This window comes from Archangium sp., from assembly GCF_045802675.1.
Taxonomy (GTDB): domain Bacteria; phylum Myxococcota; class Myxococcia; order Myxococcales; family Myxococcaceae; genus Archangium.
This window is the reverse complement of the sequence record NZ_JBJMQO010000026.1, coordinates 99,936-126,035: the sequence shown is the minus strand read 5'-3', so window position 1 is coordinate 126,035 and position 26,100 is coordinate 99,936. Positions and strand designations below refer to the sequence as shown.

The following is a 26,100-nucleotide window of genomic DNA, read 5'->3' as shown; positions in this document are numbered from 1 at the left end:
CTCAGGAGGCGCCGGGCAGCTTCAGGCCCTTGGGCAGCTCCATCTTGGGCAGCTCCGGCCCCTTGGGGGCTTCCGGCGCCGCGGGGGCCTCCTGCCCGTCCGAGGGCAGGGCCGGCGGCACCGAGTCGCTCAGGATGCGGCTCACCGTCAGCTCGACATCCACCGCGTTCGGCGACGGCGGGGTGAGCAGCAGCTGCCAGTTGCCGTCCGGGGCGGTGAAGAGGAAGGAGACGGCCAGAGCGCCGTCCTTGGGCGCCTTCACCTGGAAGCGCTGGATGGTGCCCGGGTAGATGACGGACGTCTGCAGCACGGTGTTGTCGGGCGCGCCCACCTTGGCGGCCACCTCGGAGTACGCCTCGTTGGCGTACTGCTTGGGGTCCACCTTGCGGACGAGCATGTACATGGGCCGGCCCAGGTTCGTCCCGGGGGGCGACTTGATGCTGAGGTTGATGCTGCTCGGGCCACAGGCGCTCAGCAGCAGAGCCGCCAGGGCCGTCCACCGGTACATGCGTGCGCTCATCGCGGCACCTCACGGAAGGGCACCCAGGGATCTCCCTTGAGGCCGAAGCTGATGTCCACGCCGCGCTTGCTCACGTTGTTGCCCTGCAGGGCGAGGCTCCACTGCCGGCGCTGATCCGTGGTGAGGGTGGCCTCCTCGAAGAGGCGGAAGCAGCTCCACGCCGAGCGGTTCCACGGCAGGGACAGGTACTGGGGCACGTCGCGCGCGGGCGAGCGCAGCTCCAGCACGATGGAGGACACCTGCTGATCCCACCAGCTCAGGGGGAACTCCTGCCAGGTGGGGCTCTGGTTGAAGCCGTACGCGGCCGTCTTCCCGCACTTGAGCGAGGACATGGTGACGAACACGCCCGTCATGGGAGGCGCGGGCAGCGGCTGCGGCTGCACCTTCAACATCAGCGGCCGGGGCCGGCCGTCGTCGTCCCACAGCAGCTTCGCGAGCCGATCCAACCGGCTGAGCGACAGCAGCATCTCGTCGGGCAGCGTCAGCTTGTCGCGCAGCGGGCCGCGCAGCGACCACTGCGTGCCGCGCGCCATGGCGATGCGGGAGAACATCTGGTCCACGAAGTGCCAGAAGACTCCGTCCTTGCGGCGCAGCACCTCGAGCTCGCCCGGATCCACGTCCTCCTTCGAGTCGGGGTTGAAGGGGTAGCGCTCCAGCATGGGCTTGAGCATGCGGCCGGTGGCCTCTTCCCACTGGCGCGCCAGGGTGTTCTCCAGCTCCTGCTTGCCCAGGCGCTGCACCTGGAGGAACGGCTCGAGGAAGGGCTGGCGTAGCTCGCCGGTGATGCCCTGCTGATCCAACCACTCCTGGGCCTTGCGCAGGTAGGAGCCCTCCTCCTCGAGGAGCATGGTGAGGGCCACCTTCTCCAGCGGCGTCATCATGTCCGCGAGCTCGCCGGTACCGGTCTCCGGCTGCGCCGCGTCACCGTCCCCCGAGGCCTTGTCCTTGTCCTTGTCCTTGGCCGGAGCGTCCGCGGCCGCGGCGTCCTTGCCACCCGCCTTGGCCTTGTCCTTGCCGGGCTTGGACACGGCGTCCAGCTCGTCGTGCATCTGCGCCACCAGCGCCTGGTACGGGCCGAGCGCGGCGTAGAAGCCGTTCTTGTCCGCCGTCATGAGCTGGATGATGGGCCGGAAGGGCGCCACGGCGTTGCGCAGCGGCTCGTAGTAGGCGCCCTCGAGCGGCTCGAGGTTGGCGCGGGTGGCCACGTCACGCAGCATGTCCACCTGCTCCGACGAGGGCTGGGTGAGCCGGGCCAGCTCGTCGAGCAGCAACCGGCGCGGCGCGGTGAAGCGGTAGCCGCGGATGGTGTGGAAGAGGCCCTCGCGGTAGCCCTGGGAGAACACGGCCACGCGCTTCTGGATGTACCCCTCGCGCTTGGCGGCCTCCTCCAGCGGGAGCTGGGCGTTCTTCAGGCGCTGGGTGAAGTCGTCCACCAGCGGCTTGAGATCCGCGTCGAAAGGCGTGCGGGTCAGGATCAGCTGCCCCTCGCGGGGCGCCGCCTGGGGACCGACGTTCAGCCGGCCGGCCTTCTCGTAGGAGTCGAGCAGGGCCTGGAGCAGATCGCGCGACAGCTGGGGCGGGCGGAACTCGAAGGACTGCTGGAGCAGCTCGATGCGGTACGGGCCCTTGTTGTTGCCGGTGAGCCAGAGACCATCGCGGGTGAGCAGCTCGGAGGGAGTCATCTTCTCCACCGCGAGGTAGCCCGCGTAGGCCTCCTCCTCCATGCGCAGCACGGCGGCGAGCGTGTCCCGGTTCGTCCTCAACCACTCGAGCACCTCGACGGTGGTCTCGACGCCCTGGAAGTGGCGCGTGTTGACCTGCACGGCGGAGGCGTCGATCAGGTTGAGCACGGTGGGCAGCGAGGCGTAGACGTCGAGGTCGGCCAGCTGCGCCTGCAGGCGCTCGTGCTCCTCGCGGAGCAGGTTGAGCTCCGGCAGTGCCTTGGGTCCGGCCTCCATCGTCTTGCGCAGCAAGAGGAGGTGATCCACCCAGGGCTTGAGCTGGCTCTCGAAGGTGATCCGCTCCACGTAGGGCCAGCAGGACCAGTCCTCGTCCGCGTTGTTGTTGGACACCTGCACCGCGCCGCGGCGGCAGGGCGGCGTGCGCTCCCAGGGCGTATCGCTGGCGAGCACGTAGGTGGCCACCAGCGGCTCGCGCAGCTCGAGCGCGGAGATCCACGTGCGGCTCTTCTCGAGCGAGGACGAGACGGCCGCGGACTCATTGGACGAACCGCTGGGCGAGCGCCGCGAGCGCTGGGGCTGGATGCTGGAGCTCACGAAGGTGCCCAGGCCGTCCGAGCTCGAGGCGTGGAGGGTGGCCAGCAGGTAGACGACCTGCTCGGGGCGGCAGTCCTGGGGCCGCTTCGAGCAGCGCTCGAGGGCGGGCCGCAGATGGCTCTCGCGGATACCGCGGGCCAGACGCTGGCGCAGGTCGAGCATCTCGTCGGGGAAGCTGGTGCTCAACGGCGGCCACCAACGCTCGGCGCGCTTGAGCTGGAGCAGCGCGTCGGCGGCGGTGTTCACCTGCTGCTCGACGACCTCTCCCCTGCCCTCCAGTCCCTGCTCCTTGAGCTCGGAGACCGTGTCCTCGAAGCGCTGGAGCTGCTCCTGCGCGTCCCCCAGCAACGAGTAGAAGTGGGCGTACGCGGCGAGCACCGGGAAGCAGCCCACGGCGGCGATCAGCGCGGCGCGCCGCAGGTGGGTGCGCAGGTAGAGCTGGCGCAGCGACTCGGTGGAGTTCTCCTCGGTCACCACGGAGAGCGTGCCGCTGGCGCGCGCCTCGGGCGTGAGCGAGGAGAAGTAGAGCCGGGTGAGCTTGGGCTTGTAGGAGAGCGTGTCGCCCTCCAACAGCGCGGAGACGAAGCGGCCCAGCGCCGAGAACGAGCGATCGCCCTGCGAGTAGAAGTGCTCCAGGCGCTCGAAGTCGTCCACCGGCAGCGAGGTGAGGCCCAGGGCCAGGTACTGCTCCTGTCCCTGTAGCAGCGACGACAGCTTGCTCTCCTCGCCCTGCTTGGGGATGTCGAAGGAGAGCGGCACGCCGTGCTTCTTCAGCAGCCGGGCGAAATCCTCGAAGCCCTCCAGCCCGTCCATGTGCGTGAGGCACAGGCGGGTCTCCACCGGGCCGCGGCAGGCCTCGGACATGAGGTTGAGCTTGCCGCGCAGCAGCTGGGCCATGCGCTTCTGCTCATCGGGCGGGGTGTCCGCGAGCCAGCGCACGACCATCGCGAGCACGGCCAGGCCCTTCTGCCGGTGGCTGAAGCACTTCTGCCACATGCGGCGCAGGGCGCTGCGGGCACCGGGCGACTCATCCTCCAGCAGCGGGGCCGACACCTCCTGCACCACGCAGTCGGGGCCCAGGTACATCTGCAGCAGCGAGTCCACCGTGTAGCTGGGGAGGAACTGGCGCGCCTGGCGCTGCCAGTCCACGTCCAGGCCGATCAGCTGCGTCTTGCCGCCGCCGGCGGGCCCGAGCACCACCACGTTGGGCAGGTCCACCACGGCGGCGCGGTTGGCCCAGGGCAGTCCGGAGAGGAAGGCCTGGCGCACCTGCAGCAGCCGGCGCGAGGACATGGGCGGAGGGCCACCCGCGGCGGGGGACGCGGAGCGCCGGTTGCGCCACCACGGCACCCCCCACTTCACCACCGCGTAGATGAGGAAGGCCAGGGCGCCCAGCACCAGGACCCAGATCACGTACGGGCTCACCATCTGCCAGAGCTTGCCGAGCGTGGTCACGTCCGCGCTGACCGACTTCGCCCCGGCATCGAGCTTCTGCACGCCCGAGTTGAGCGCCTTCACCGGATCCACGTCGGCGGGCGCGGGCGCCTGCGCCAACACTTCATTCAGCAGCAGCGACCCCACGGCTCATCCCCCCCTGCGAGCCACGTTCGCCCCGGGACGGCCAGAGCGCGCGGCCAGTTGGAGTGCCTCCAACACGTCTTCCAGCTCATCCATGGACGCCAGCAGTTGCGCGTGCCGGGCCTCGTGCTCCTTGGGCGCCAGGCGCGTGCCGCCTGCTTCCGGGTAGAGCGCCGCCACTCCGGCGCGCACCTCGGCGAGCAACGGTTCCGCGCCCACGCTCAAAGCTCCCAGCTCGGAGTGGAGGATCCGCTCCAGACGCATCAGCTGCGTCCGGGGGCCCTCGGGCTCGATCATCTTTTGCTGCGCGGCGGCCTTCATCTGGAGAGCCACCACAGTACCACCGGTACCGCCACCACCACGAATCCAGACACGGCGTAGTAGCGCCACGGGAAGGAGTGGACGAGCGGGGCCTGCTGCGCGGCTGGAGGGGGAGCGGGCATGGCCTCCGGCTTGGGGATGCGTGCCGCCAGCCGCTCCTTGTACTCGCGCAGCCGGGCGGTGTTGCCCGCGTAGCGGCCCTCGAAGCCGGCGGTGAGGCAGAAGTGCAGCAGCTCGAACACGAGCGGCGACGCACCGCGCTGTACCAGCTTCTCGTCGGCCTGCTCGTAGAAGCGATCGCCGCCCGAGTCGATGCCGTACAGTTTGTACTGCAGCAATGGCCACTCCGACTGCTCGGCCTCGGCGAGCCGGCGCAGCACCATCTCGTCCACGAGGTACACGAAGGGACGCAGCGCCTCGTCGAGCTCCTCCTCGCGGTAGGCCTCGCCCAGGGGCTTCTGGAGCGAGCCCACCTCGGCCAGCAGCAGCTGCTGCAGGTGCATCAGGCCCTGAGGACCCACCAGGACCCGCGTGCGCTCCCCGTCCGCGCCGGGCTCGGGGGGCAGGGACTGATCCAACAACGAGCGCACCTGCCGGTGGGCCCGGAGGACGTTCTGCCAATGCTCGAGTTTCATGAGGATGCCTTCAAGGGGAAGGGACCGGCCCCGGCGATGGAGGGCCGCAGCACCACCGAGGCCTCGCCATTCCACGCCTCCAGCAGCTGCTGCACCTGCTCGAGGAAGCAGAACACGAGCGGCTCGGCGCTGGCGTCGAAAGGCTCCAGCAGCAGCTCGTAGACGTGCAGCAGGCCGGAGCCGCGCAGCGCGCCATCCGGGGCCACCGTGGCCTTGAGCTCGCGCAGCCAGGGCAGGACGCGGCGGAAGGGTTCCTCGGCGGGGGTACCGAGGTAGTTGAGCAACGCGGCCAGCTCGTTGCGCTCGAGGGTGGACTTGACCTTCCAGGCGAGCAGCCGGGTCAGGCCCGCCACGTCATTGCGCAGCGCGCTGTCGCGGTGGGGCTCGAGCCGGCCCACCAGCTGCCAGTTCAGGCCCTCCACGTGCCGGCCCGGGGTGGAGACGCTCACCCGGCCAATGGCCTCTGAGACGAACTGTGGCTGGTACCAGAGGGCCTCCACCAGCAGCTTTTTCGGCTCGATGAAGGCCTCGGGCATGCGGACCAGCAGGCTGTGGCGCGCGCGCAGGTCCTCGTCGAGCGACTCATCCAGCTCGTAGCTGGGGCCCTCGCCCGGCAGGAAGGCCGGACGCATGGCCATGCGCCCCGTCTTCTCCAGCACGTACACGCCGGTGACCGAGTGCAGCTGGAGGTCGCGCCCGGCGGTCATGCCGCGGATGGGGTACTCCGAGCGCGTGCCATCGGCGACGATGGGCTGGGCGGGCTCGGCCTTGAGGTTCTCCACCGGCACGACGAAGGGCTGGAGGAAGTCCGGGTGGCTGGAGCGGCCCACGGACCAGTTCTTGTCCAGGTCCAGGCACAGGCTGAAGCGCGTCCACTCCTTGCGGTGCGAGGGCACGGACACGTGGAGGTACAGGCCCTGCCCGGGCATCTGGAAGAAGGCGCGCACGCGCTGCAGCGGGTGCTCGTAGTTGCCCGCGTCATCCAGGTCCGCCGGCGCGGGGCCGAGGGAGAACTCGCACGGGGTGCACGCGGAGGACTCGTCGGCCGCCGTGTCGTAGACCACGCCCACCTGCTGCAGTTGCTGGCGCAGCGCGTGGAAGACAGCCAGCGAGGGCCTGTACTCGTCCAGGTGGCGCACGTGCAGGCTGAAGAGGCCCACGGGATCCCGGCGCGGAAAGGCGGACTCGAAGCGGAGGATGAGGCGCCAGCGCCCGTCGGCCAGGCGCACCACGTCGGTGCCCGCCATGGAGATGGGGAGGATGCGCAGGTGGCGCCGGGTACGGAAGGAGCCGGCCACGCCGTGCGAGGGAGACAGCCGCAGCTCGGTGCCCCGGGGGAGCACCACCGTCTCCGTCATCTTCTCCGCGGGCAGCGCCTGCACGAGCGCCACCGCCGGCAGCGGCTGCAGGAGGAAGTCGAAGAAGGAGGCGAACAGGCGCAGCCAGGTGGAGCGCAGGTTGTGCTGCGTGGCCAGGCGCGTCTGCACCGAGAAGAAGGCCATGGACTCCACGAGGCGCCGCACGTGCGGATCCTCCCGGTCCAACGGCACGGTGGGGTGCGAGGTGAGGAAACGCTGCCGGAAGCGCTCGAGCGCATCCAACTCGTTGAGGTAGTCCAGGTACACCCGTTCCGACGAATCGCTCACCGCACCCTCAACCCAGCTTCACGAGCGATCCGGCCACGGTGGTCATCGCGCCCTTGAGATCCGCCATGCCCGAGGACTCCAGGCCGAGCTTGCCCTGGGCGGCCACCTTGATCATCGCCGCGGCCAGCTCCGCCTGGGACTGCCCGGCCAGCTTCAGCGTGACGCCTTCCACCTTGTTCTCTCCCCCCGAGGCCACCAGGCTCGTATTCATGCCCTTCATGTCGAGCTTGGAGGTCGCTTCGATGGCCACGTTGGCGCTCGAGGACAGCTTGGCATCCTGCGAGGCGCTCTGGGTGAGCTTGGCGCTGGACTTGAAGGTCATGTCCTTGGTGCTCTCCAGCGAGAGCACGTCCTGGCTCGTCCAGCTCGAGGCCTTCGCCGACTTGAGGGTGAGCGTACCGGTGGCGTCCACGGTGAAATCCTTGCACGTGACGGTCACGCTGTCCTGCTTCTGGACGTAGGTGCTCGTCTCCTCGGAGCCCTTCACCGTGATGGTGATGCTGGTGCCGTCCATCACCACCGTCTGGGTGATCTGGTCGTCGGCGTTCTCCACCTTTACGGTGACGCCTTTCTCCTTGTCCAGTTCAACGGTGCAGACGAGCTTGCCCATGGTTCCTCGCCTTCTCGGTGGAGGGCCAGCGGCCCCCTGGCTTCACGACTGCTCTTCCTTCACCTGGATGAGCAGGGTGCCCTCGTTCAGCTGGATCTTCTGCGTGTCCTTGTCGTGCGTGCGCTGCATGAGGAACACGGGCTTGTCGTCCGTGTAGTAGTGCTTGAGCGCGGTGCCGTTCTCCGGCGTCTTGCCCACCAGCAGCTGCACGCCCTGCCCGTCCTGCGGCATGCGCGCGCCGGTGCGCCAGTCCAGGAAGCGCTTGATCCACGCGCGCTGGAAGTCGAGCCCCACCAGGACCCGCTCGCCCTTGTAGGCGGGGAAGTAGAAGTGGCCGGGCAGCAGGTTGGGATTGAAGGGCGCGGGGACGATCTGCTCCTCGAAGAGGGGGATCTTCACCTTGTACCCGTCCTGCGAGGTGGCCGAGTCGGTATACACCTGCCACGTCTCGTCCTTCTCCGCGCCCTGCTCGCTGACGATGAGGCCCTCGACGTAGCGGGGATAGACCGGAGGGTGCCAGGCGGGCAGGTCCACGTGGGGCTCGTCCTTGGGCTCCAGCCGGGTGCTCATGCGGAAGGAGAACATCGCCTCCGAGTCGCCGTACACCTCTTCGTGGCCCTGCTCTTCCAGCACCTCGCCGGACAGGTGCAGGCTGCGCACGCGCAGTACCTGATCCTTGGCGACGCCCGCGGCGCCCCAGGCCTCGCTGGCCGGCAGCTTCACCAGCGCGCCGGGGGTGAAGGCCTTCTCGGGGAAGGAGCGCCAGACCAGCTCCATCTCGGCACCGCGCAGCCGCAGCCGCTTCGTCTCCAGGTCCACCCGCGCCTGCACCTCGTCCGAGATGGGGGTGCACAGCAGCACGTCCTGACGGATGCCGGAGACGGCCTGCTTCTGCGTCACGGGCTGCGTCTGCGGGCTCACGGCCGTGGCGTTGAGGATCGTCACGTCGTGGCGGATGACCTCGGGCAGCAGCACCTCGAGCGCTTCCAGGTTCTCCTCGTGGAGCTTGACCGGGGTGCCCGAGCTGTCCTTGGCGGCCGCGAACTTGTAGCCGTGCGTGGCGTAGTCGTGGGTGAACACGCCGTCGTGGCCGTGCACGTACCACAGCACCCAGTCGTAGAAGCTGGCCGCGCCCTGGGGCTCCAACCCGAGGAAGAGCACGGAGTGCGACTTGCCCAGGCCCGCCTGCCAGTCGTAGGCGAGCTGGATCTTGTCGCCCTTGTGCGCGTCCAGCACGTCCTGGACCGTCTTGGACGTGTAGAGGGCACAGGGGTAGTGCTGGCGCCACAGCAGCCGCGCGGCGTCCAGGAAGCGGATGCCGTAGCGGCGGTGGAGGATGACGTCGCTGTTGCCGCTGGTGGTGACGGACTCCTCGACGAGCGACTTCTCGGTGACGTAGGCCTTGATCTTCAGCGCGCTGTGGCTCGGCTTCCCCGAGGTCTCCGGGAGGACGGCCTTGAGCTCGAGCACCACCTCGACCAGGTCCGGCTTGAGGAAGTCGGGCAGCAGCTCGTCCTTGTTCCCGCCGCCCTGGGCCGAGTTGTCCGTGAGCAGGAACTCCGCCTCGCCCTCCAGACCCCAGCTCCAGAGGTCCATCGCGAAGCGCTTCATGCTGCCGGCGATGACCTTGTGGGCCTTGCCGGCGATGGTGAGGGTGAGCGAGACGGCCAGCCGTTCGTCGAAGGTGCGCTGCTCCATCATGCCTCCTCGTCCTCTTCCACCCGTACCTGGCCGCTCACGGTGTGGAAGAGGATGCGCAACGTGGAGGGCGTGCCGAGCAGCGTGCCGGTCAGCACGAAGTGCAGCCACAGCCCCGAGTCCTGGCCGCGCAGCTCCAGCTCCGCCTCACGCAGGCGCGGCTCGTGATGCTCGATCGAATGCAGCATCTCGCCGGTGAGCGTCTTCATCAGCTCCTGGGTGCCGAACTTCTCCGAGTAGCGCCCCAGGCCGAAGCCCTCGACGAAGTACCCGTAACCCTCCTTCGTGTTGAGCACGGACTCGAGGTTCTCCCGCACCTGCTCCCGCTCGTCGGCCCCCTGGCGCTGCCAGGAGCCGGTGAACTTGTCGAGGAAGGAAGGGCGCGCCATCTCAAGCCCTACGCCAGAAGAGGAACACCTGGGTGCCCTGCAGCGCCGGGGTGACGTAGAAGGCCATGCCGTTGTCGCGCACGGCGTACTGCCACTCCTCCCCCAGCGACAGCTTGTACCAGGAGATCTCCGGACCGAAGGCGTGGGGGAAGGCGGGGTGAGGCACGTGCTGCAGCGGGATGCCCCGGAGCGCCAGCCGGCGCACCACGGGCAGGCGCGAGGGACTGGCCACCTTCACGCCCTCCAGCGAGGGCGGCTGGCTGGGATCCTCGCTGCGCACCAGCAGGTACAGCTCGCTCTGCATGCCCTCCTCCAGCGAGGGCAGCGGCGTGAGGACGAACTGCCCTTCTTTACAGTCGAAGGGCTTGTAGGTGAGCCGCGTGTCCTCGGGGCGGAAGGCCCGGTTGAGCAGCTTCATCCACCCCCAGAGACCCTCGCCGGGGTTGTCATGGTGGTAGACGGGCAGCTCGGCCTCGGGCACCAGCTCCAGGTAGCAGCAGACCTCGAAGTAGAACCGGCGCAGGGCGTCGAAGAAGTGGTACGGGTGCGGGCAGATGCCGCCGCGCATGTCGTCGCGCAGGCCCTGCAGACGGCGCACCTCGAGCAGCGTCCGGCGGGCGGCCGCGAGCCGCTCCCCGCGCTGATAGCTGTCCAGCAGGAGCGTGCGCAGCTGGCCGTGGGCCTTCTCCAGCAGCAGATCCAGCTCGCCGAGCAGCTCGTTGAGGAAGGGGTTGCGGCCCACCAGCAGCAGCGGGGGCACCTTGCGGCCGGACGGGCGCCACGCGCCCTGGAGATCCTTGGAGAAGGGCGCCAGCTCCAACGAGGAGAGGGCCCGGTCCACGGACTGCTCGCTGGAGAGCTGTAGCCGGTGCAACACGCGCTGCACGTTGGGCGGCTCGTCCGCGTAGAGCGGCACGCCCTCGGTCCCGCGCGTGTCCTCCAGCAGGTGCAGGAAGACGGTGACCTCGGCGCGGCCGGTGGCCTCCAGCGAGAACGACGGCAGGGCGGCGTTTCCCGGCACATCCACCAGGAAGCCGCCCGGCATGACGGCGGTCAGATACGAGATGGAGAGGCTGCCCTCGGCCAGCAGCGCCTCGCTCCAAGCGAGCGAGGCGATACCGACCTGGGGCAGTCCGGACAGCTGCGCATGCAGCCGCGCTTCGGCCGAGAGTGATTCGTCCTGAGCGCGGAAGTGCTCGGGAAGGAGCGTCTGGCCGACCTGCCAGCGGACCCGCGCGAGCTTGTGGCGCTGCATGGCATTGATTCCTGTCGTGTTGGGAGACTAGGCGGCCGTCTCGGTGACGCCCCACTGCTTGACCAGGTTCTTGCCCGAACCGGTGGCAATGTTCACCGTCTGCTCGGTCGTCGCCGGCTTGATGCCGACCTGCAAGGTGAAGTTCTTGGGCGACTGCACCTCGTGCGAGGGATCATCCGCCACCGACAGGTTCAGCTCATCCCCGTTCTTCTCCAGGATGCCCTTGAGCTCCTTGTCGATGTAGTTGGACTTGAAATACTTCTTCTGGGCCGGGTCGTACTCGTAGATGGTGTACGTGAACAGCACCTCGACGTTGGACCAGGTGCCCAGCAGCGCGGCGGAGATCGTCTGCTTGTTGCCGGTGGAGATCTGGGCGGAGAAGTACATGGCATCCGTGATGCCCGTCTCCCACATGTAGTGGTTGAGAACGCCCACCACCTTGTTGCTCAGGGCCTTGTCCGGCTGCTCCGGATCCTTGATGGACTCCTGATCGGCCTTCAGCTCCACGTCACCGACCTTGAGCTTGGTGATGTAGCCGACCGGTACCTGCTTGTCCTTCTTGAAGTTGAAGCCCTGGTAGACGTCCAGGGAACGAGCGAATTGAGGCATTGCTCCCTCTTTCTTGTTCGTGAATGGGGACTACGGGCACCCGGTCATCCCAGGCGAGACTCGAGCATCAGCTCCACGTTGAGGCCTTCGAACTGGATGTGCGGCAGGACGGCGACCTTGCAGTCGTACCAGCCGATCTCCCCCGCCTTGGCCTCCACCAGCACGCTGGTGGCCTTGAAGGGGAAGCGCCGCAGCGTGAGGTCGTCCGGGTTGACCACCGTGGTGACGTAACCCGTCAGCCACGAGTCGATCTGCCGCTGGACGTAACCGGCATCGGCGGTGCTGCCGATGTTGTCGCGCATGATGCTCTTGATGTAGTGCGCGAGCCGGGTAATGGAGAACGTGTAGGCCAGGTTGGTGACCAGCTGCGAGTTCTCCGAGTCCTTCGGGTCCTTGAACTTCTTGGCCCGCTTGGCGGACTGGGTGCTGAAGAAGGTCGCCTCGCTGGAACCCTTGCGGTACACGAGCGGGATGAAGCCGTTGCGGGCGAACTCGTACTCGCGGTAGTCCGGGATGGCGATCTCCACCGGCGCCTGGATCATCTTCTGGCCGCGCAGGGTGAAGGTGTCCACCGGCAGGCCGGTGACGAGGCCGCCGCCCTTGGGGCCGCGGATGGACTGGCACCAGCCGGACTGCTCGAAGGACTTCACCAGGTTGCGGCCCAGCAGGAAGGCCGCGTTGCCCCAGAGGTACTTCTTGGAGTCACCCTGGGCGTCCTCCTTGAAGTTGAGCACGTCGCAGGGGTTGCGGTCCGGATCCCACGGCGGACGCACCACGTAGCGCGGCAGCGTGAGGCCGATGTAGGCCGCCTCTTCCTTCTCCCGGAGCTCGTTCCACTTGCTGTAGCGCGGGTGACTCAGCACGCCGTCCAGGTTCTTGAGCGACTCGAGCTGCTCGACGCTGTCGCAGTCGAAGAACTTGTAGCTGGCCGAGGAGATGAACGGGCAGTGCGCGGCGTTGGCCACCTTGCCCATGCGCTCCAGCCAGGTGATGTCCGCGCGCGAGGAGGAGAACTCGTACAGACCCAGCATCACGCCGTAGGGACGGCCGCCGAACTGGTCGTACTCCTTGATGTACATCTTGTCGAAGAGCGCGCTGGAGAAGATGCTGCTCGAGTTCTTCTCGAAGTCCTCGGCCAGCTCCTCCTTGTCCACGTCCAGGATGTCGATGGTGATGTCGGCCTGGAAGTTGGTGTTGTTGACGAGGTCCTCCAGACCGCGCCAGGAGGCCTCCATCTTCTGGAACTTCTCGTTGTGGAGGATCTCGTTCATCTGCGACTCGATGAGCTCATCGATTCGCGCGATGGCCTTCATCACCTCGCCCTTGTCGAAGCGGACCTGCCCCACGTCGTCCTTGATGGGCTCGACGTTGTAGAGCAGCGCCGCCAGGGACGACATGAAGCGCTCGTTGCCACTGACGTTCGTCTCGGTGGCGGTGTTGATGGGGACCAGACCCGTGCCAATCATCGGCTGGGCGCTGGTGGGCATATCGAGCCCGCGAACCTTGAACAACTCACTCAGATAATCTGTCTCGGCCATGAGCTACGGCTCCTCGGCGTGAAAATTGGACGGGGGGAAGGATCAAGCCTTGGCGGTGGCCACGGCGGGGACGTTCTCGGCGGCGAGCACGGGGGCGCTGCCATCCTGCGGCTTGGCGGCCACCGGCAGGCGCATGCTCGCGTAGCTCTTGAGCTGCTCGCTCTCCAGGAGCTTCTTGAGCTCCTCCTTGTTGGAGAACAGCTCGTACAGCTTGCGCCGCAGATCCTTGCGGTTGTCGATGTCCGACTGCATCTCCAGCAGCAGCTTGCGCATCAGCAGCAGCGCCTTGAGCTTGGGGACGTGGTGGACGATCTCATCCGGGTGGAAGGACTTCATCCGGTCGATGGGCAGCTCGACGGCCATCTTCCCTTCGCCATCCGCGCTGACCTTGTCGTCCACCTCGAACTGGATGGACATCCCCATGTCGCCCATCAGGTCGTTGAGGTTGGAGCCGGTGACGGAGCGCAACTTGCGCTCTTCCAGATCCACCTGACGATCCGTGGCACTGCCGAGAGAGAAATCACCGAGCACCACGACGCGGAAGGGGAGCTTGACGTCCTCCTCCTGGCCGTTGATGTTGGTGCGGTAGACCAGCGTGATGCGAGACTTGGGCAGCTTGTCCTGGATGGGCACGGCTTCTCCTTACACGTGGCGGTTCGCGTCCTGGGAAACCATCGCCCTCCCCCACCACCGCAGGACCCAGCCCGCTGTGTTCTGGCCGAGACTTTAAGGAGAAGCGATCACCACGGTCAAGGTAGCTCACCCCTTATCCGCTGCGCCGCTCGCTCGAAGACTCGACGTGTCACCCGAAAAGAGCAGGACTTGTTGGGTCTGAATGGGAGCGCCGTGTAGAGGGTCGTAGCCCAGGTGGCTGTCGCGCTCGAGCTTCAGGAAGCCCTCCTGATCGCGCAGGACCAGGATCACGGTGAGCATCAACACCGATTCGGAGAGCAGTGGCACCAGGTCCCTCTGGAAGCGGCGCTGCGCCTCCACGGCCCAGGAGACGCCGCTGCTGGCGAAGGGCTCGTCGCAGTGGATCCTCACCTCCATGCCACCCGTGGGGATGGAGGCGAAGCCACCCATGGAGTCCCCCTCGCCGAGCGCGCTGGCCCCCAGCCGCATCTCGCGCGCGGGCACCCGCTGCCGGCGCACCTCGCGGCGCACCGAGAGCTCCGTCTCGGGGAAGGCCTTGTAGAACAGCCAGTGCAGGGTGCTCGGGCTGGTGGGGCGCAGCAGGCGCAACCGGTCCTTCGCCGCCTCCGGCCAGCCGGGCAGCAACCCACCACTGCGCTCCGGGAACAGCCCGGCGAAACACTCCTGCAGCAGCTGGTGATCGAAGAAGCCGATGAAGCGCTCGAGCCGATCATGATCGAGCTGATCCATCGTCCGCATCAGGAAGGACGGCAGCGGCGATTGCGCGCTGAGCAGTCCCATGTTCACCGTGATGATGATGCGCTTGCGCGGCCGGTGGATGAACTGGATGTCGTGCACCAGGTGCGACTGGTGCACCGTGGTGCGGTGGCTGCGGTATTCGATCTCCGCGTCCCCGTAGCCGGAGGCGGCCAGCAGCTCCAGCAGCGCGGGCACGTCGAAGCCGCGGATGCGCGCACGGATGCGCTGCTCGAGGGGGCCATTCATACAGCCCTACTCCTCCACTTCGCCCGGCCCCGTGCTCTGCGCGAGGAAGGTCTCCAGATCCACCCGGTAGAGCTGATCCAGCGCGCGGAACGACAGCGTCTCGGTGCTCTGCAGCACCGGCTCCACCTGCTCCGCGTTCGTGCTCAGCGCGGCGAAGAACCGGGAGAAGATCGCGGGCAGGTACACGCGCGGATCGAAGTGCTCCACCACGTTCAGCACGTCCGCCGCCACCACGCTGGCGCGCTGGAAGTCCTGGCGCTCGACGAGCGTGTTGAACGCGGCCAGCTTGTCCATCAACTGCGCCAGCGCGGGCGACACCGGGAGCGAGGGCCCGGCCGACGCGGGAGCGGAGCGCCTGGACTCGGACGACCGCGCCCTGGCGGAGGTATCCTCCTGCGCGGGCTCGTCCACGGGCTCCTCCGGCGCGGGCTCCTCCGAGGGCGCGGCGGGCAGGGCCTGCAGGTGGCCCTCCATCCACTGGGAGAGGCGACGGAACCCGGCCTCACAGCCGTTGCGCGGCATCGCCCGGCCGAACGCGGAGAAGATCTCCTCGCTGAGCGCGAGCGCCCGCTCCAGCGGTTCGCGGTTGCTGGGAGCGCACCAGCGCTGCCACGTCTCGTCCTTCATCCGCTCGTGGTGCTCGATGTGCTTGTTGAGCACCTTGAGCAGCCAGCGCAGACTGCCGTCGGCGTAGACGTCCTTGCGCTCGCGTGGCCCGAAGGACTCCCAGTTGCCCAGCAGCGTGTTCGAGAGCGAGTGGAACACCACCGGCATCGCCTCGAAGCCCCCCTCGAGGAACAACCCGAGCAGGTAGGAGCCCACGAGCCGCACGTCGTACACGCCCTCGCGCAGCAGGGCCTCGGCGGCCCGCGCCGCATCGAGGTAGGCGCTCCGGGTCACCAGATCGCTGACCTTCTCCAGCCGCTCATCCGAGCTCTCCAGGTCCGGCGCCTCGACGTCCAGAGGCTTGTCCAGCAGGTGGAGCTCGAGCGGAGGAGGCGGAAGGTTCTTCGCGGGATCACCCATCTTGCACCGTGAATTGTCCGGGGGAGACGACCTGGATGACGCCGCCCCAGTTGCACATCAATTTGCAGTTGCTGTCCACGGCCGGCATGTTGCCGATCAGCACCTTGGGGCAACCCGGCACCCAGGGAGCCGCAGTGGCGGGCACGCACGGCATGGGCGTGAGCACCCCCATGGCCGCCGCCGTCGCCGCGGCCACCATGGGGTTGGCCATCGACATGCACATGCCGAAGGGCATGACGTTCAGCATGGGCTTGTTGTCCATGATGTTGGCCGCCGGAGTGGTGGCCAACACCTTGTTGGTGGGCAACACCATCAGCGATGACGGGGCCGCTCCAAAGCTGCACTGAAGCATGGCCCCCGTGACGACCTGGACTCCCATGGCGCACCCCCTCGCGAACATTCGCGGGACACGCCATCCTCACACACCCTACCCTTCCTTTTCCAGCAGATGGCCCCGCAGCGCGGTGAGCGTCTGGAAGAGCGGATCCGAGCTCTTCCGGTACAGCGCGCCCGTCAGGTACTGCGCGTGGCACCAGGCCTCGTCCACCTGCCCGTCCACCATGCGAGGGTAGAGCGGGAGGAGCTCGGTCCGATCGGGCAGGTGCTCGGCCCCGAGGTTGAGCTCGATGCAGCGGCGGAGCTCCTGCAGCCAGGTGCTCGCCTGCGAAGCCTGGGCTCCAGTGAAGACGAGCAGCACGTAGCGGTAGTGGCCGGCCACACCACCCGTGGGAGCAGGCACCACGGTGGCGCCCCGGACGAAGGCCAACTCCCGAATGGCCTCGGCGACCTCGGCGGCCGGATAGACGCGCCCTTCCCTCCTCGCCGTGCGAGGCCCCCCGTAGTGGAAGAGGCCGTAGGAGCGCGTGAGCACCAGGTAGGCGGGCGGCCGCTCCTCGTTCGGCAGCAGGGTGAAGACGCCCAGGTCTCCCGGCGCCAACTGGCCACTCATGTTGACGTCGTGCAGCGCCCAGCGGCGCCCCGGAGCCGGAGGCGTCTCGGTGTGCACGTCCCTCACCCGCCGCGGCGAGACGAGCACCGCGCCTCCCGCGCAGGGATCCACGAGCACGTTGGAGGACGGCACCGTGGCCAGCCCGCACTGCTTCACCCAGGCGCGCCAGGACTGCCAGTCGATGGGCTCCTCGGGGTTGCGGAACCAGTGGGCCACGTTCTTGAGCTGCGTGCGGGCGCGCAGCAGCACGTCCCTCAGGGCCGGGGTGACGCCGAGCGCGCGCACCGGGTGCTCGGTGAGCAGCGCGGGGTTGGCCTCGACGTCCTGCGGCTCGAGGTGCAGGTACGTGGCCCCGCGCAGCAGCGTGGCGAAGAGGAAGGCCGGCAGGTGCTGCAACAGGTGGAAACCGGGCGCGGCCAGGTGCTCGCCGGAACCCAGGCCGAAGGTGAGCAGCCCGTCCACGAGCGCCCCGCGCCAGGCGTCCTCCGCGAGCAGCGGCGCGGGCGTGCCGGCCGGCTCCACCAGGGGCGAGAAGAGCAGGCCCACCGGCTCCTGCGGCTTGTAGGTGTGCGAGGTGAAGGCCGGAGACGCCTGGCCCTGGCTGTTGAGCAGCTTCTTCTCGTGGCCCTGCAGCAGCAGCACCTGATGCGGCTCGGCGGCGATGTGTTCCGGCTTCAGCGCGGCCAGACGGCGCGCGATGAAGCGCCGGCCCACGGGCGGCAGGAAGCTGATGCAGGCGCCCAGGCCGAGGGCGGCCACGAGCGAGATGAGCAGCTCGCTGCCCACCGAGTAGACCAGGCACACCTTGGCCCCGGGCTTGACGCCCTGCCGCGCCCACTCGGTGGCCCGCCGCGCGGCCTGCTCATGCAGTTGCTTGTAGCCCAGCGTCTGCCAACCGCTCCTCCGGTCGTAGCTGCGCAGGGCGATGCGGTCCGTGGCGCCGTGGCGCACGACGAGATCATGGAAGAAATCGTAGTGCTGGCCCGCGCGGCTCTTCAGGGGCGCGCCGCGGCCCACGTGGGCCACGGCGAGCGCGGCGGAGAACCCCTCGGGATCCTCCCAGCTCTCCTGCTGCCAGGCGGGCACCCCTGGATCTGCGGGGGTGCCCGTCTCGAGCTGTTCGAGGATCTTCCTGACGTCGAAGGCCATCCGTTACTGGCGCCTCTGCCGCCGCGAGCCCACCAGCGCCAGCAGCATCAGCAGGCCCGCGCTGCCCGCCGCCTCGGTGCTGTCGCAGGAGCAACCACCGCCACCTCCCGTGACCGCACGGCCGACGCCCTTCACGGGGATCACCACCTCGGGATCGTTCGCCCCCTGCAGGTACACCTGCACATCGTTGGAGGCCTCACCCGCCTTGTCGGGATCAAAGGCCACCGAGAAGGTCGCGGTCCCTCCCGCCGGGATGGCATCGGCCAGGGCCTTCGTCCCCAGCGCGAAGGGCGAGCCCTCGGTCGTCTTCAGCATCACCACCACCCGCTGCTGCTGGGCGGACTTGTTGGTGATGATGACCTCCTTGGGATCCACCGTCTTGTTCACGGGCACGAAGCCGAAGTCCAGGCTGTCCTGATCGACGCTGAGGAGGCGCTTCGTCGCGTTGCCCTTCAACGTGACCTCCACGGACTTGGACGTCGCGGGCGTGGTGGTGGCAAAGGACAGAGTGGTCTGAGAGAACGTTTCCACCATGGGCTGGTAACCCACCGGGACGATGACGGACATGCTCGGAGCGAGCTCGCGTCCCGCCAGGCTGTCACCGTCATAGGTGAAGGGCTCGCCGGTGGTGTCCGTCACCCTTGGCGCTGCCAGAACGATGGGATCGCCACTCCGGTTGGTGATGGTCAGTGACTGCTCACGCTTGACGCCTCCAACACGGACTCCGCCGAATTCCAGTGACGACGGAGTGATGGAGAGCACGGAACCCACTCCCGTGCCATGCAGCGCCACGCTCAACGGCAGCTCGCTGAAGGAGATCTTCAGCGTGCAGTTCACCTCGACCGTGTCCAACGGGGTGAAGGTCAATCCCACCTCCAAATCCCTGCCTGGAGTCAGGACGTACGGCAGCCCCAGCGACGGCAGCGTGAATTGCGAGGCCCCCGTTCCCTCCACCGTCAGCGCCGTGAGGGTGACGTTGGTGTCGCTGCTGTTGGTGATGAGCACCTTGCGTGGGAGCGAGGTGTTGTTGAGGAGCTGCTGCCCGAACTCCAGCGCCGACTTCGAAAGCAGGATCTGCTGACGGACTCCCGTGCCATACATGGGCACCGTCACGCTGGGTGCGTCCGGGTCGTTCGACCTGATCACGAGCTGACCCGTGAACTGCCGCTCCGCGTCTGGCTTCAGCTGCACCGACACGTCCGTGGAAGCCCCCGGTTGGAGGGGGAGGGGAAGCGTGGGCGTCGTCAGGATGAAGGCGGTCGCGTCCGCTCCACCCACCGTCAGTGAGTACACGGTGAGCGTACCGTTGCCCGTGTTCTTGAGCGTGAGGATCCGGGGCGCGGAAGGCTTGTTCACCACCACGCTCTTGAAGTCCAGCTCCGCAGACGGCAACAGCGCCAGGTTCGGCGAGACGCCCTCTCCCGTGAGGTTCGCCACCGCCACCTTGTCGTTCGTGAACACGAGGGCCTGGGCCCTGCGCACGCCCACCTCCTGCGGGGTGAACTTCACCGGGACGAGGTGGCTCGTCCCGGGAGCCACCACCATCGAGGAGAACCCAGTGCCTCCATCGCCGCCGCCGATGCTGAAGTCCAACGCAGCGCTCGTGCCCCCGTCCGTGACACCCCCATCCACATCCACGAAGGAGATGTTCGAGACGTACAGGTCCCGCTCGCCCACGTTCTTGATGGAGATGTCCTGGCCGGTGGACACCCCCACGTTGGATTTGCCGAAGTAGATGTCCGAGGGCAGCAACTCCACCGCCGCGGCCACGCCCGTGCCCCTCAGCAACATGTTGTAGGCGGGGCTGATGACGGAATCGCTCCGGATGATGGCGGACGCGGAGACGTAGCCACGTTGCTCGGGAGTGAAGGTGACGGTGATCGGCCATTGCCTGGTGGGCTGCAGAATCACTCCCGCATCCGTCTGACCCGTGGGCAGCCCGGACACGGTGAAGGCCCCACCATCGGGAGGATCCATGCCCGTGATCGTCAGCGTGGCTTCGCCTGAGTTGGTGATCATCACCGTCTGCTGCGCCCCTGCCCCCACCTCCACTCCGCCATCCCCATCGAAGGAGACGACGGAGGGCGTCAGGGTGAGCTGGCCATCGATGCCCTTGCCCGCCAGGCCCAGCGTGCCAGCGTCGGCACTATTGGCGGCATTGCTGATGATGAAGAACTGACCCGTCGCCGAGCCCAACGTGCTCGGGGTGAAGACCAGGGAAATGGGCACCTGCTGACCCGCGCCAATCGTCAGCGGCATCGCGACCGGCGATGCGGGGGCGACGCTGAACGCGGGGTTGGAGAAGATGAAATCCGTGATCGACAAATCGGCCCTGCCCGGGTTGGAGAGGACCACCGGGAGGACACCACTGGTCCGCATCACACGCTGCCCGCCGAAATCGAGCGCGCTCACGGACGTCGCCAGGCGCGAAGTGGTGCCATTGCCCGAGAGCGCCACCGCCAACGTCCCCGCGTCCGCCGTCTGGGTCATGTCGGTGATGATGGAGACGGTGCCGTCCTGAGTGGCCTCCGCCGTCGGTCTGTAGACCGTGTCGAAGGTGAAGGAGCCGCGTACGGCAATCGTCTTGGGCAACGAGACGGTCCCACCGTCAGTCTCCTTGGGAAGAACGACCTCGAAGGGGCCCGCGACGGGCAGGTTCTGCAGGCTCACCGGGGCGTTGCCCGTGTTGTTGATGGTGACGGGAACCCCAGCGCTCCGAGAGCCCACGCGCACGTCTCCGAAGAAGACCGAGGTGCGATCGAGCGTCAGCTCCGGGTCAGCCCCAAAACCCGTCAGGCTCAACACCGTCGGACTGTTCGTGGCGTTCGACGAGATGGTGAGGGTAGCGGTGTAGGTGATTCGAGCCGCCGGCTGGAAGGACACCTGGAAATCGAAGTAGGTGCCCCCCTCCAGCCTGATCGTGTCCGGCCCGAGGTAGGAGAAGACAGAGGTGCCAGCATCAGCGGTGGACGAAATGCTGGGCTTCACGGACAACGTGAGTGGGGCCTTGCCGGTATTGGTGAACCGCAACGTCGTCTGCGCGGTGGCGTTCACCCGCACACCCTGGAAGTCGTACGAGGCGATGGCGGGAGCGTCCACGACCGGAAGGGAGATCTTGGCCATCGGTACGGTGCCCGTACCCTTGAGCGTCAACACGTGAGGGCCGTTGGAGGCGTCGCTCTGCACGGTGACGAGCGCGGAGAACGGCCCCTCAGCTGTGGGCTTGAATTTCACCGTGAAGGAAGTGGCGGCACCGAGGGTGGACAGCGTCGCCGAGCCAGGTGAACCGGCCGTGAACGGAGCGGCCACCGACGACACGGACAAGCCCGTGATGGCAGCCGCGCTGTCATTGGTGAGCGTGACGGTGCGCGTGACCTCTTGATCCTTGGCGACCTCTCCAAAGTCGATCAGCAGCTCGGCGGGATCGACTCTCAGCGAGGTCGTCCCCTTGCCCAAGAGGCTGGCGGTCACGGAGGGCCGGGACGCATCGTCGGTGGAGAGGATGAGGTTGGCCGTGAAGTCCCCCTTGGTGGTGGGGCTGAACTTCACCTGGATGTCCGCGCTCTCGCTCGCTGGCAGGTCGAACGCCGCCGTACTCGAGACAATCGAGAAGGGTGTTCCCGCGGTGATGGAGATGCCGTTGATGCGCACCGGTCCGGTGCCACTGTTGGTCACCTTCACCGTACGGGCCGTGCTGGTCGTGCCCACGATCTGCGGTCCAAAGGCCAGTGGGCTGGGGTCCAACACGAGGTTGGGCACCACCCCTCGGCCGGAGAGATCGACGGTGCTGGAGCCGAAGTCCGAGTCCGAGCTGGTGACGGTCAAGGTTCCCGCGGCCGAGGCATCGGCGGTGGGGGTGAATTTCACCGACAGCGTCGTGTTGGTACCCGCCGCCACATTGAACGGCAGGCTCGGCGGGCTGACGAGCGTGAAGGGAGAACCCGTCCCGGTGGAGAGGCCGGAGATGGAGATGGGACCCGTGCCCGTGTTGCTCACCGTCACCGTCTTCGTGAGGGAGGTATTCACACGGACATCGCCAAACGCGAGCGGGTTGGGGCTGAGCACCAGGGTGGGCTTCACGCCCCTACCGGTAATGTTGAGCGTGACGCTGGGCAGGCCAGGGTCCTGGGTGGTGAGCGTGATGACGCCCGTGTCCGAGGCCGTTGCCTCGATAAGGGGGCTGAACTTCACCGTCAGCACCTCATTGGCGCCCGCCGCCAGCGTGAACGGCGTGGCCGGTGCGGTGTCGAGCGTGAAGGCCGAGCTTCCCGTCTTGGTGATGCCGGAGATGAGGATGGGCCCGGAGCCGTTGTTGCTCACCGTCACCGTCTTGGTGCTCACGGTGCTCACGCGCACATCACCAAACGCGAGGGGACTGGGGCTCATCACGATGGCGGGTCTGACGCCCCTGCCGGTAAGACTGTCGGTGACGCTCACCTGCTCCGTGTCCTGGGTGGTGACGGTGAGGGTGCCCGTGGCCGAGGCGTCGGCACTGGGGCTGAACTTCACCGTCAGCACCTTGGTGTCGCCCGCCGCCATCGTGAAGGGAGTAGCCGGCGGACTGACGAGCGTGAAGGTGCTGCTCAACCCCGCGGAGATGCCGGAGATGGTGATGGGGCCGGTGCCGTTGTTGCTCATCTGCACCAGCTTCGTGAGCTCCTCGCCCACACGCACATCACCAAACGCGACCGGGCTGGGGCTGAGCACCAGGTTGGGCTTCACCCCCTGGCCGGAGAGAGCGACGGTGCTGGTGGTGAAGTCCGCGTCCGGACTGGTGATGGTCAGGGTGCCAGTGCTCGAGGCCTCGGCAGTGGGGCTGAACTTCACCGTCAGCACCTTGTTGCCGCCCCCCGCCGCCAGCGTGAACGGCGTGGCCGGCGGACTGACGAGCGAGAAGGGGGAACCCGTCCCGGTGGAGAGGCCGGTGATGGAGATGGGGCCGGAGCCGGTGTTGGTCAGCGTCACCGTCTTCGTGGGGCTGGTGCCCACACGCACCTCGCCAAACGCGAGCGTAGTGGTGTCCAGCACCAGGTTGGGCTTCACGCCCCTGCCGGAGAGCGCGGAGGTGCGGCTGGGGAAGTCCGGGTCATCCGTGGCCACGGTGAGGACGGCCGTTTCCGCTGCCAGCAGGGTGACGGGCTTGAACTTCACGGACAGCACCGTGTTGGCGCCCGGTGCCAGCGGCAGGGGCAGGGTCGGAGCCGTGACGAGCGTGAAGACCGGGTTGGAGCTCTGGGCGATCTCGGTGATGTTGAGGGAGCCCGAGCCCGTATTGCGCACCGTCAGCGACAGCGTGCTCTCGGTGTCCATCCGCACATCGCCAAACGCGAGTGGACCGGGATCCAACACCAGGTTGGGCTTCACCCCCTTGCCGGTGACATTGACGGTGCGGCTGGGAAAGTCCGTGTCCGTGCTGGTGACGGTGAGGACGCCCTGGTCCGCGAGCGTCGACTCGGCGGTGGGGCTGTACTTCACCGTCAGCACCTGCTCGGCCCCCGGCGCCAGCGGCACCGAGCCGGTCGGAGGAGAGACGAGCGAGAACAAGCTGCCCGTGATGGAGAAGCCGGAGAGCGTGATGGGGCCAGTGCCCGTGTTCTTCACCGTCACCGGCAACGTGGCGGAGGTGCTCACCCGCACGTTGCCAAACCCGAGTGGACTGGGGCTCAACACCAGATTGGGCTTCACCCCCTTGCCTGTGAGGGTGGCGGTCGCCGAGGTCCAGGTCGTCCCCAGGTTGCTTCCACCGAGGACGGTGAGGGTGCCCGTGTCCGTACTCCCGGCCGCTGTTTCAACGGTGGGATTGTACTTCACCGACAGCGTCGTGGTGGCGCCCCCGGCCAGCGAGAACGGCGTGCCCGGCGGAGAGACGAGTGAGTAGGCCGAGTGGCCGCTGGTGCCGAGACTCGTGATGTAGATCGTGCCGGTGCCGTTGTTCTTCAACGTCACCGTCTTGGTGGAGCTGGTGCCCACCCGCACATCGCTGAACGCGAGCGGGCTGGGGTCCAGAAACAGGGAGGGGTTGATTCCCGTGCCCGAGAGGTTGATGACGATACCGGCTGAGTAGTCCGGGTCCGAGGTCGCGAGGGTGAGGGTGCCCGATTCCGCCGTCTCGGTGGTGGGGCTGAACTTCACGGACAAGCCCTGCGCCGAGTTCGCCCCGATGGTGAAAGGCGTGGCCGGAGGAGAGACGAGCGTGAAGGCCGAGCTGCCGCTCTGGGTGATGCCGGTGATGGTGATGGGGCCGTTACCGGTGTTGTTCACCGACACCGTCTTGGTGTCCTCGGTGGTCACACGCAGCTCGCCAAACGCGAGCGGGCTGGGGTTTACCCCGATGACGGGCTTCACCCCCTTGCCCGTGATGTTGATGACGAAGTTGGGCGTGTAGCCCGGGTCCGCGGTGGCGAGGGAAATGGTGCCCGTGTCCGTGCCGGTTGAAACGGAGACGGGGCTGTACTTCACCGAGAAGGTCTGGCTATCGCCCACGCCCAGGGTGAACGGAGTGCTCGGCGGGGAGAGGAGCGAGTAGGCCGTGTGGCCGCCCTTGGTGACGCCAGTGAGGGTGATGGGGCCGGTACCGATGTTGGTCACCTTCACCGTCTTCGTGGAGCTGGCGTTCACTCGCACGTCGCCAAACGCGAGCGGATCGGAGTCCAGCACCAGGTTGGGCCTCACCCCCTTGCCGGTGAGGTCGACGACGAAGCTGGGCGCGTAATCCGCGTCCGCGGTGACCAGATTGAGGGTGCCAACGGCATCGCCTTCGCTGGTGGGCAGGAAGGTCACCGACAGGTTCACGTCGGCACCCGCTGCCAGGGTGAACGGCGCGGTCAGGGTCGAGGTGAACGTGAAGGCCGCGGCACCCGTCTTGGTGATGCTGGAGATGGCGATGGGGCCAGAGCCGGTGTTGCTCACCTTCACCGTCTTCGTGACCGAGGTGGTCACACGCTGCTCGCCAAACGCCACCGGGCCGGTGGGTACCAGGCCGAGATTGGGCTTCACCCCCTTGCCGGAGAGACTGACGGGAACGGAGACCTTCTTGGTCGAGTCAGTCGGGTCCGTCTCGTCGGTGGTGATGTTGAGAGCGCCCGTCACGTCCCCCTCGGTGGTGGGCGTGAACGTCACCTGAAGTGGCTGGCTGGTGGCGCCCGCAGCCAGCACGAGCGGCGTAGTCGGAGGGGAGACGAGCGCGAAGGGCCCCGTGATGGGGAAGCCGGTGATTGTGAGGTCGGTGCCGCCCGCGTTGCGCACCGTCACCGTCGTCGAAGACGGCGCACTGGTGACATTCAGGCGCTGTTCGCCAAAGGAAGGGACCGTCGTCGGGCTGACCTGGGTGGCGAGCGCAACCTTGCTGCCAGAGAGCGGCACGGTGAGGGTGGACGCCTCGTTGGTCGTGATGGTGAGGGTGCCCGAGGACGATCCCGCGGTAGTGGGCCGGTACCTCACGGAAATGGTCGTAGTGCCATTCGCTGCGACCGTGACCGGAAGACTCGCGGTGACGGGGTCGGTGACCTCGAAATCGCCCGTGGCGGCGATGGCGGTGATGTTGAAGGCCGTGGAACTGTTGCTCACCACCACCGACTGGGGCTGGCTACTGGTGCCCGTCTTCTGGTCATCAAAGGTCAGCGAGGTGGGGGCCACCGACGCGGATGACGTCCCCGTGCCGGTCAGGTTGACCGAACCGCCCGAAGGGCAGTTGGCCATGGAGAGAGTGCCAGTGGCGCCCCCAACGGCGGTAGGAACAAACTGCACCGAGAAGCTCTTGGTGCCACCACCGGAGTTTACCCTCTGATTGTCCAACCTCTTGACCAGACTGACGCCCGAGACGAGCCAGAAGGGATCGGCGTCGATGATACTGAGATCGCAGAGATGATCGCTGCCGGCGTTGTTGGTCACCGTCACCGATTTGGACGTACTGGCAGCGCCTCTCTTTTGATTGGAGAAACTCAGGGTGGTCGTCGAAAGTGAAGCCGCACGAACCTGCCCCACCGACTCCTCGGAGCGCGCCCCACCCTCCCCAGGCTCACCAGGCCCACATGCCATCAGCAGGCCAAGACACAGGACGGCCAGGAAGTTGATTCGGAGCACTTGTCCCTCCCCACCTTTAAAAAACGAGCGCTAGGAGTGTAGCCCAGTGGATGGCACCAGGGAGAGACCCCATTGCATTCCCCCTGGTCGGTCACAGAGCACCGACTTCGTCAGGGGCCAAGGCATCCCACATAAAACCACACCTTTCACCCCAAGAAGGGTGACCGCGGCACTGCGGGTG

General features: G+C 67.4%; 17 protein-coding genes and 1 pseudogene. All 18 read right to left on the bottom strand.

Annotated elements, in window-relative coordinates; translation table 11 throughout:
• Position 1: 1 nt before the first annotated feature.
• Positions 2-520: a hypothetical protein gene (locus tag ACJ8AN_RS07405; protein ID WP_407754539.1), complete on the bottom strand. Its 519-nt coding sequence runs from the start codon at positions 518-520 to the stop codon at positions 2-4.
• Positions 517-4,377: a hypothetical protein gene (locus ACJ8AN_RS07400; protein WP_407754538.1), complete on the bottom strand. Its 3,861-nt coding sequence runs from the start codon at positions 4,375-4,377 to the stop codon at positions 517-519. Before ACJ8AN_RS07400 ends, ACJ8AN_RS07405 begins: the two co-directional genes overlap by 4 nt.
• A 3-nt stretch (positions 4,378-4,380) precedes the next feature.
• Positions 4,381-4,695: a hypothetical protein gene (locus ACJ8AN_RS07395; RefSeq protein WP_407754537.1), complete on the bottom strand. Its 315-nt coding sequence runs from the start codon at positions 4,693-4,695 to the stop codon at positions 4,381-4,383.
• The gene (locus ACJ8AN_RS07390; protein WP_407754536.1) at positions 4,692-5,330 is read right to left on the bottom strand and encodes a DotU family type IV/VI secretion system protein; all 639 of its coding nucleotides are present in this window, start codon (positions 5,328-5,330) and stop codon (positions 4,692-4,694) included. The genes ACJ8AN_RS07395 and ACJ8AN_RS07390 overlap by 4 nt, the downstream gene beginning before the upstream one ends.
• Positions 5,327-6,976, bottom strand: coding sequence for a type VI secretion system baseplate subunit TssF (locus tag ACJ8AN_RS07385; RefSeq protein WP_407754535.1), 1,650 nt, complete (start codon positions 6,974-6,976; stop codon positions 5,327-5,329). The genes ACJ8AN_RS07390 and ACJ8AN_RS07385 overlap by 4 nt, the downstream gene beginning before the upstream one ends.
• 7 nt (positions 6,977-6,983) lie before the next feature.
• Positions 6,984-7,586 (bottom strand): hypothetical protein, encoded by a 603-nt coding sequence (locus tag ACJ8AN_RS07380; protein ID WP_407754534.1) that lies wholly within the window; start codon positions 7,584-7,586, stop codon positions 6,984-6,986.
• Between the two features lie 42 nt (positions 7,587-7,628).
• Positions 7,629-9,287: a hypothetical protein gene (locus ACJ8AN_RS07375; protein ID WP_407754533.1), complete on the bottom strand. Its 1,659-nt coding sequence runs from the start codon at positions 9,285-9,287 to the stop codon at positions 7,629-7,631.
• Positions 9,284-9,673, bottom strand: a complete 390-nt coding sequence (locus ACJ8AN_RS07370) for a GPW/gp25 family protein (RefSeq protein ID WP_407754532.1) — start codon at positions 9,671-9,673, stop codon at positions 9,284-9,286. Before ACJ8AN_RS07370 ends, ACJ8AN_RS07375 begins: the two co-directional genes overlap by 4 nt.
• Position 9,674: 1 nt before the next feature.
• Entirely contained in the window at positions 9,675-10,928 is a 1,254-nt protein-coding gene (gene tssK, locus ACJ8AN_RS07365; protein ID WP_407754531.1) for a type VI secretion system baseplate subunit TssK, read from the bottom strand.
• Positions 10,929-10,955: 27 nt separating this feature from the next.
• Complete coding sequence (locus ACJ8AN_RS07360) at positions 10,956-11,537, bottom strand: hypothetical protein (RefSeq protein WP_407754530.1); 582 nt, start codon at positions 11,535-11,537, stop codon at positions 10,956-10,958.
• A 44-nt stretch (positions 11,538-11,581) separates the two neighbouring features.
• Positions 11,582-13,075, bottom strand: a complete 1,494-nt coding sequence (gene tssC / locus ACJ8AN_RS07355) for a type VI secretion system contractile sheath large subunit (protein WP_407754529.1) — start codon at positions 13,073-13,075, stop codon at positions 11,582-11,584.
• A gap of 42 nt (positions 13,076-13,117) precedes the next feature.
• A complete protein-coding gene (gene tssB, locus ACJ8AN_RS07350) occupies positions 13,118-13,708 on the bottom strand; it encodes a type VI secretion system contractile sheath small subunit (protein ID WP_407754528.1) in 591 nt (196 codons plus the stop codon).
• A gap of 126 nt (positions 13,709-13,834) precedes the next feature.
• Complete coding sequence (locus ACJ8AN_RS07345) at positions 13,835-14,713, bottom strand: hypothetical protein (RefSeq protein ID WP_407754527.1); 879 nt, start codon at positions 14,711-14,713, stop codon at positions 13,835-13,837.
• 6 nt (positions 14,714-14,719) lie between these two features.
• Entirely contained in the window at positions 14,720-15,739 is a 1,020-nt protein-coding gene (locus tag ACJ8AN_RS07340) for a type VI secretion system protein IglI family protein (RefSeq protein ID WP_407754526.1), read from the bottom strand.
• Positions 15,732-16,118: a DUF4280 domain-containing protein gene (locus tag ACJ8AN_RS07335; protein ID WP_407754525.1), complete on the bottom strand. Its 387-nt coding sequence runs from the start codon at positions 16,116-16,118 to the stop codon at positions 15,732-15,734. Before ACJ8AN_RS07335 ends, ACJ8AN_RS07340 begins: the two co-directional genes overlap by 8 nt.
• A 48-nt stretch (positions 16,119-16,166) precedes the next feature.
• Positions 16,167-17,837, bottom strand: a complete 1,671-nt coding sequence (locus ACJ8AN_RS07330) for a long-chain fatty acid--CoA ligase (RefSeq protein ID WP_407754524.1) — start codon at positions 17,835-17,837, stop codon at positions 16,167-16,169.
• Positions 17,838-17,840: 3 nt separating this feature from the next.
• Positions 17,841-25,535, bottom strand: a complete 7,695-nt coding sequence (locus tag ACJ8AN_RS07325; RefSeq protein ID WP_407754687.1) for a choice-of-anchor D domain-containing protein — start codon at positions 25,533-25,535, stop codon at positions 17,841-17,843.
• Positions 25,536-25,538: 3 nt separating this feature from the next.
• Positions 25,539-25,874: pseudogene (locus ACJ8AN_RS07320) on the bottom strand (hypothetical protein); the annotation flags it as partial.
• Positions 25,875-26,100: the final 226 nt, after the last annotated feature.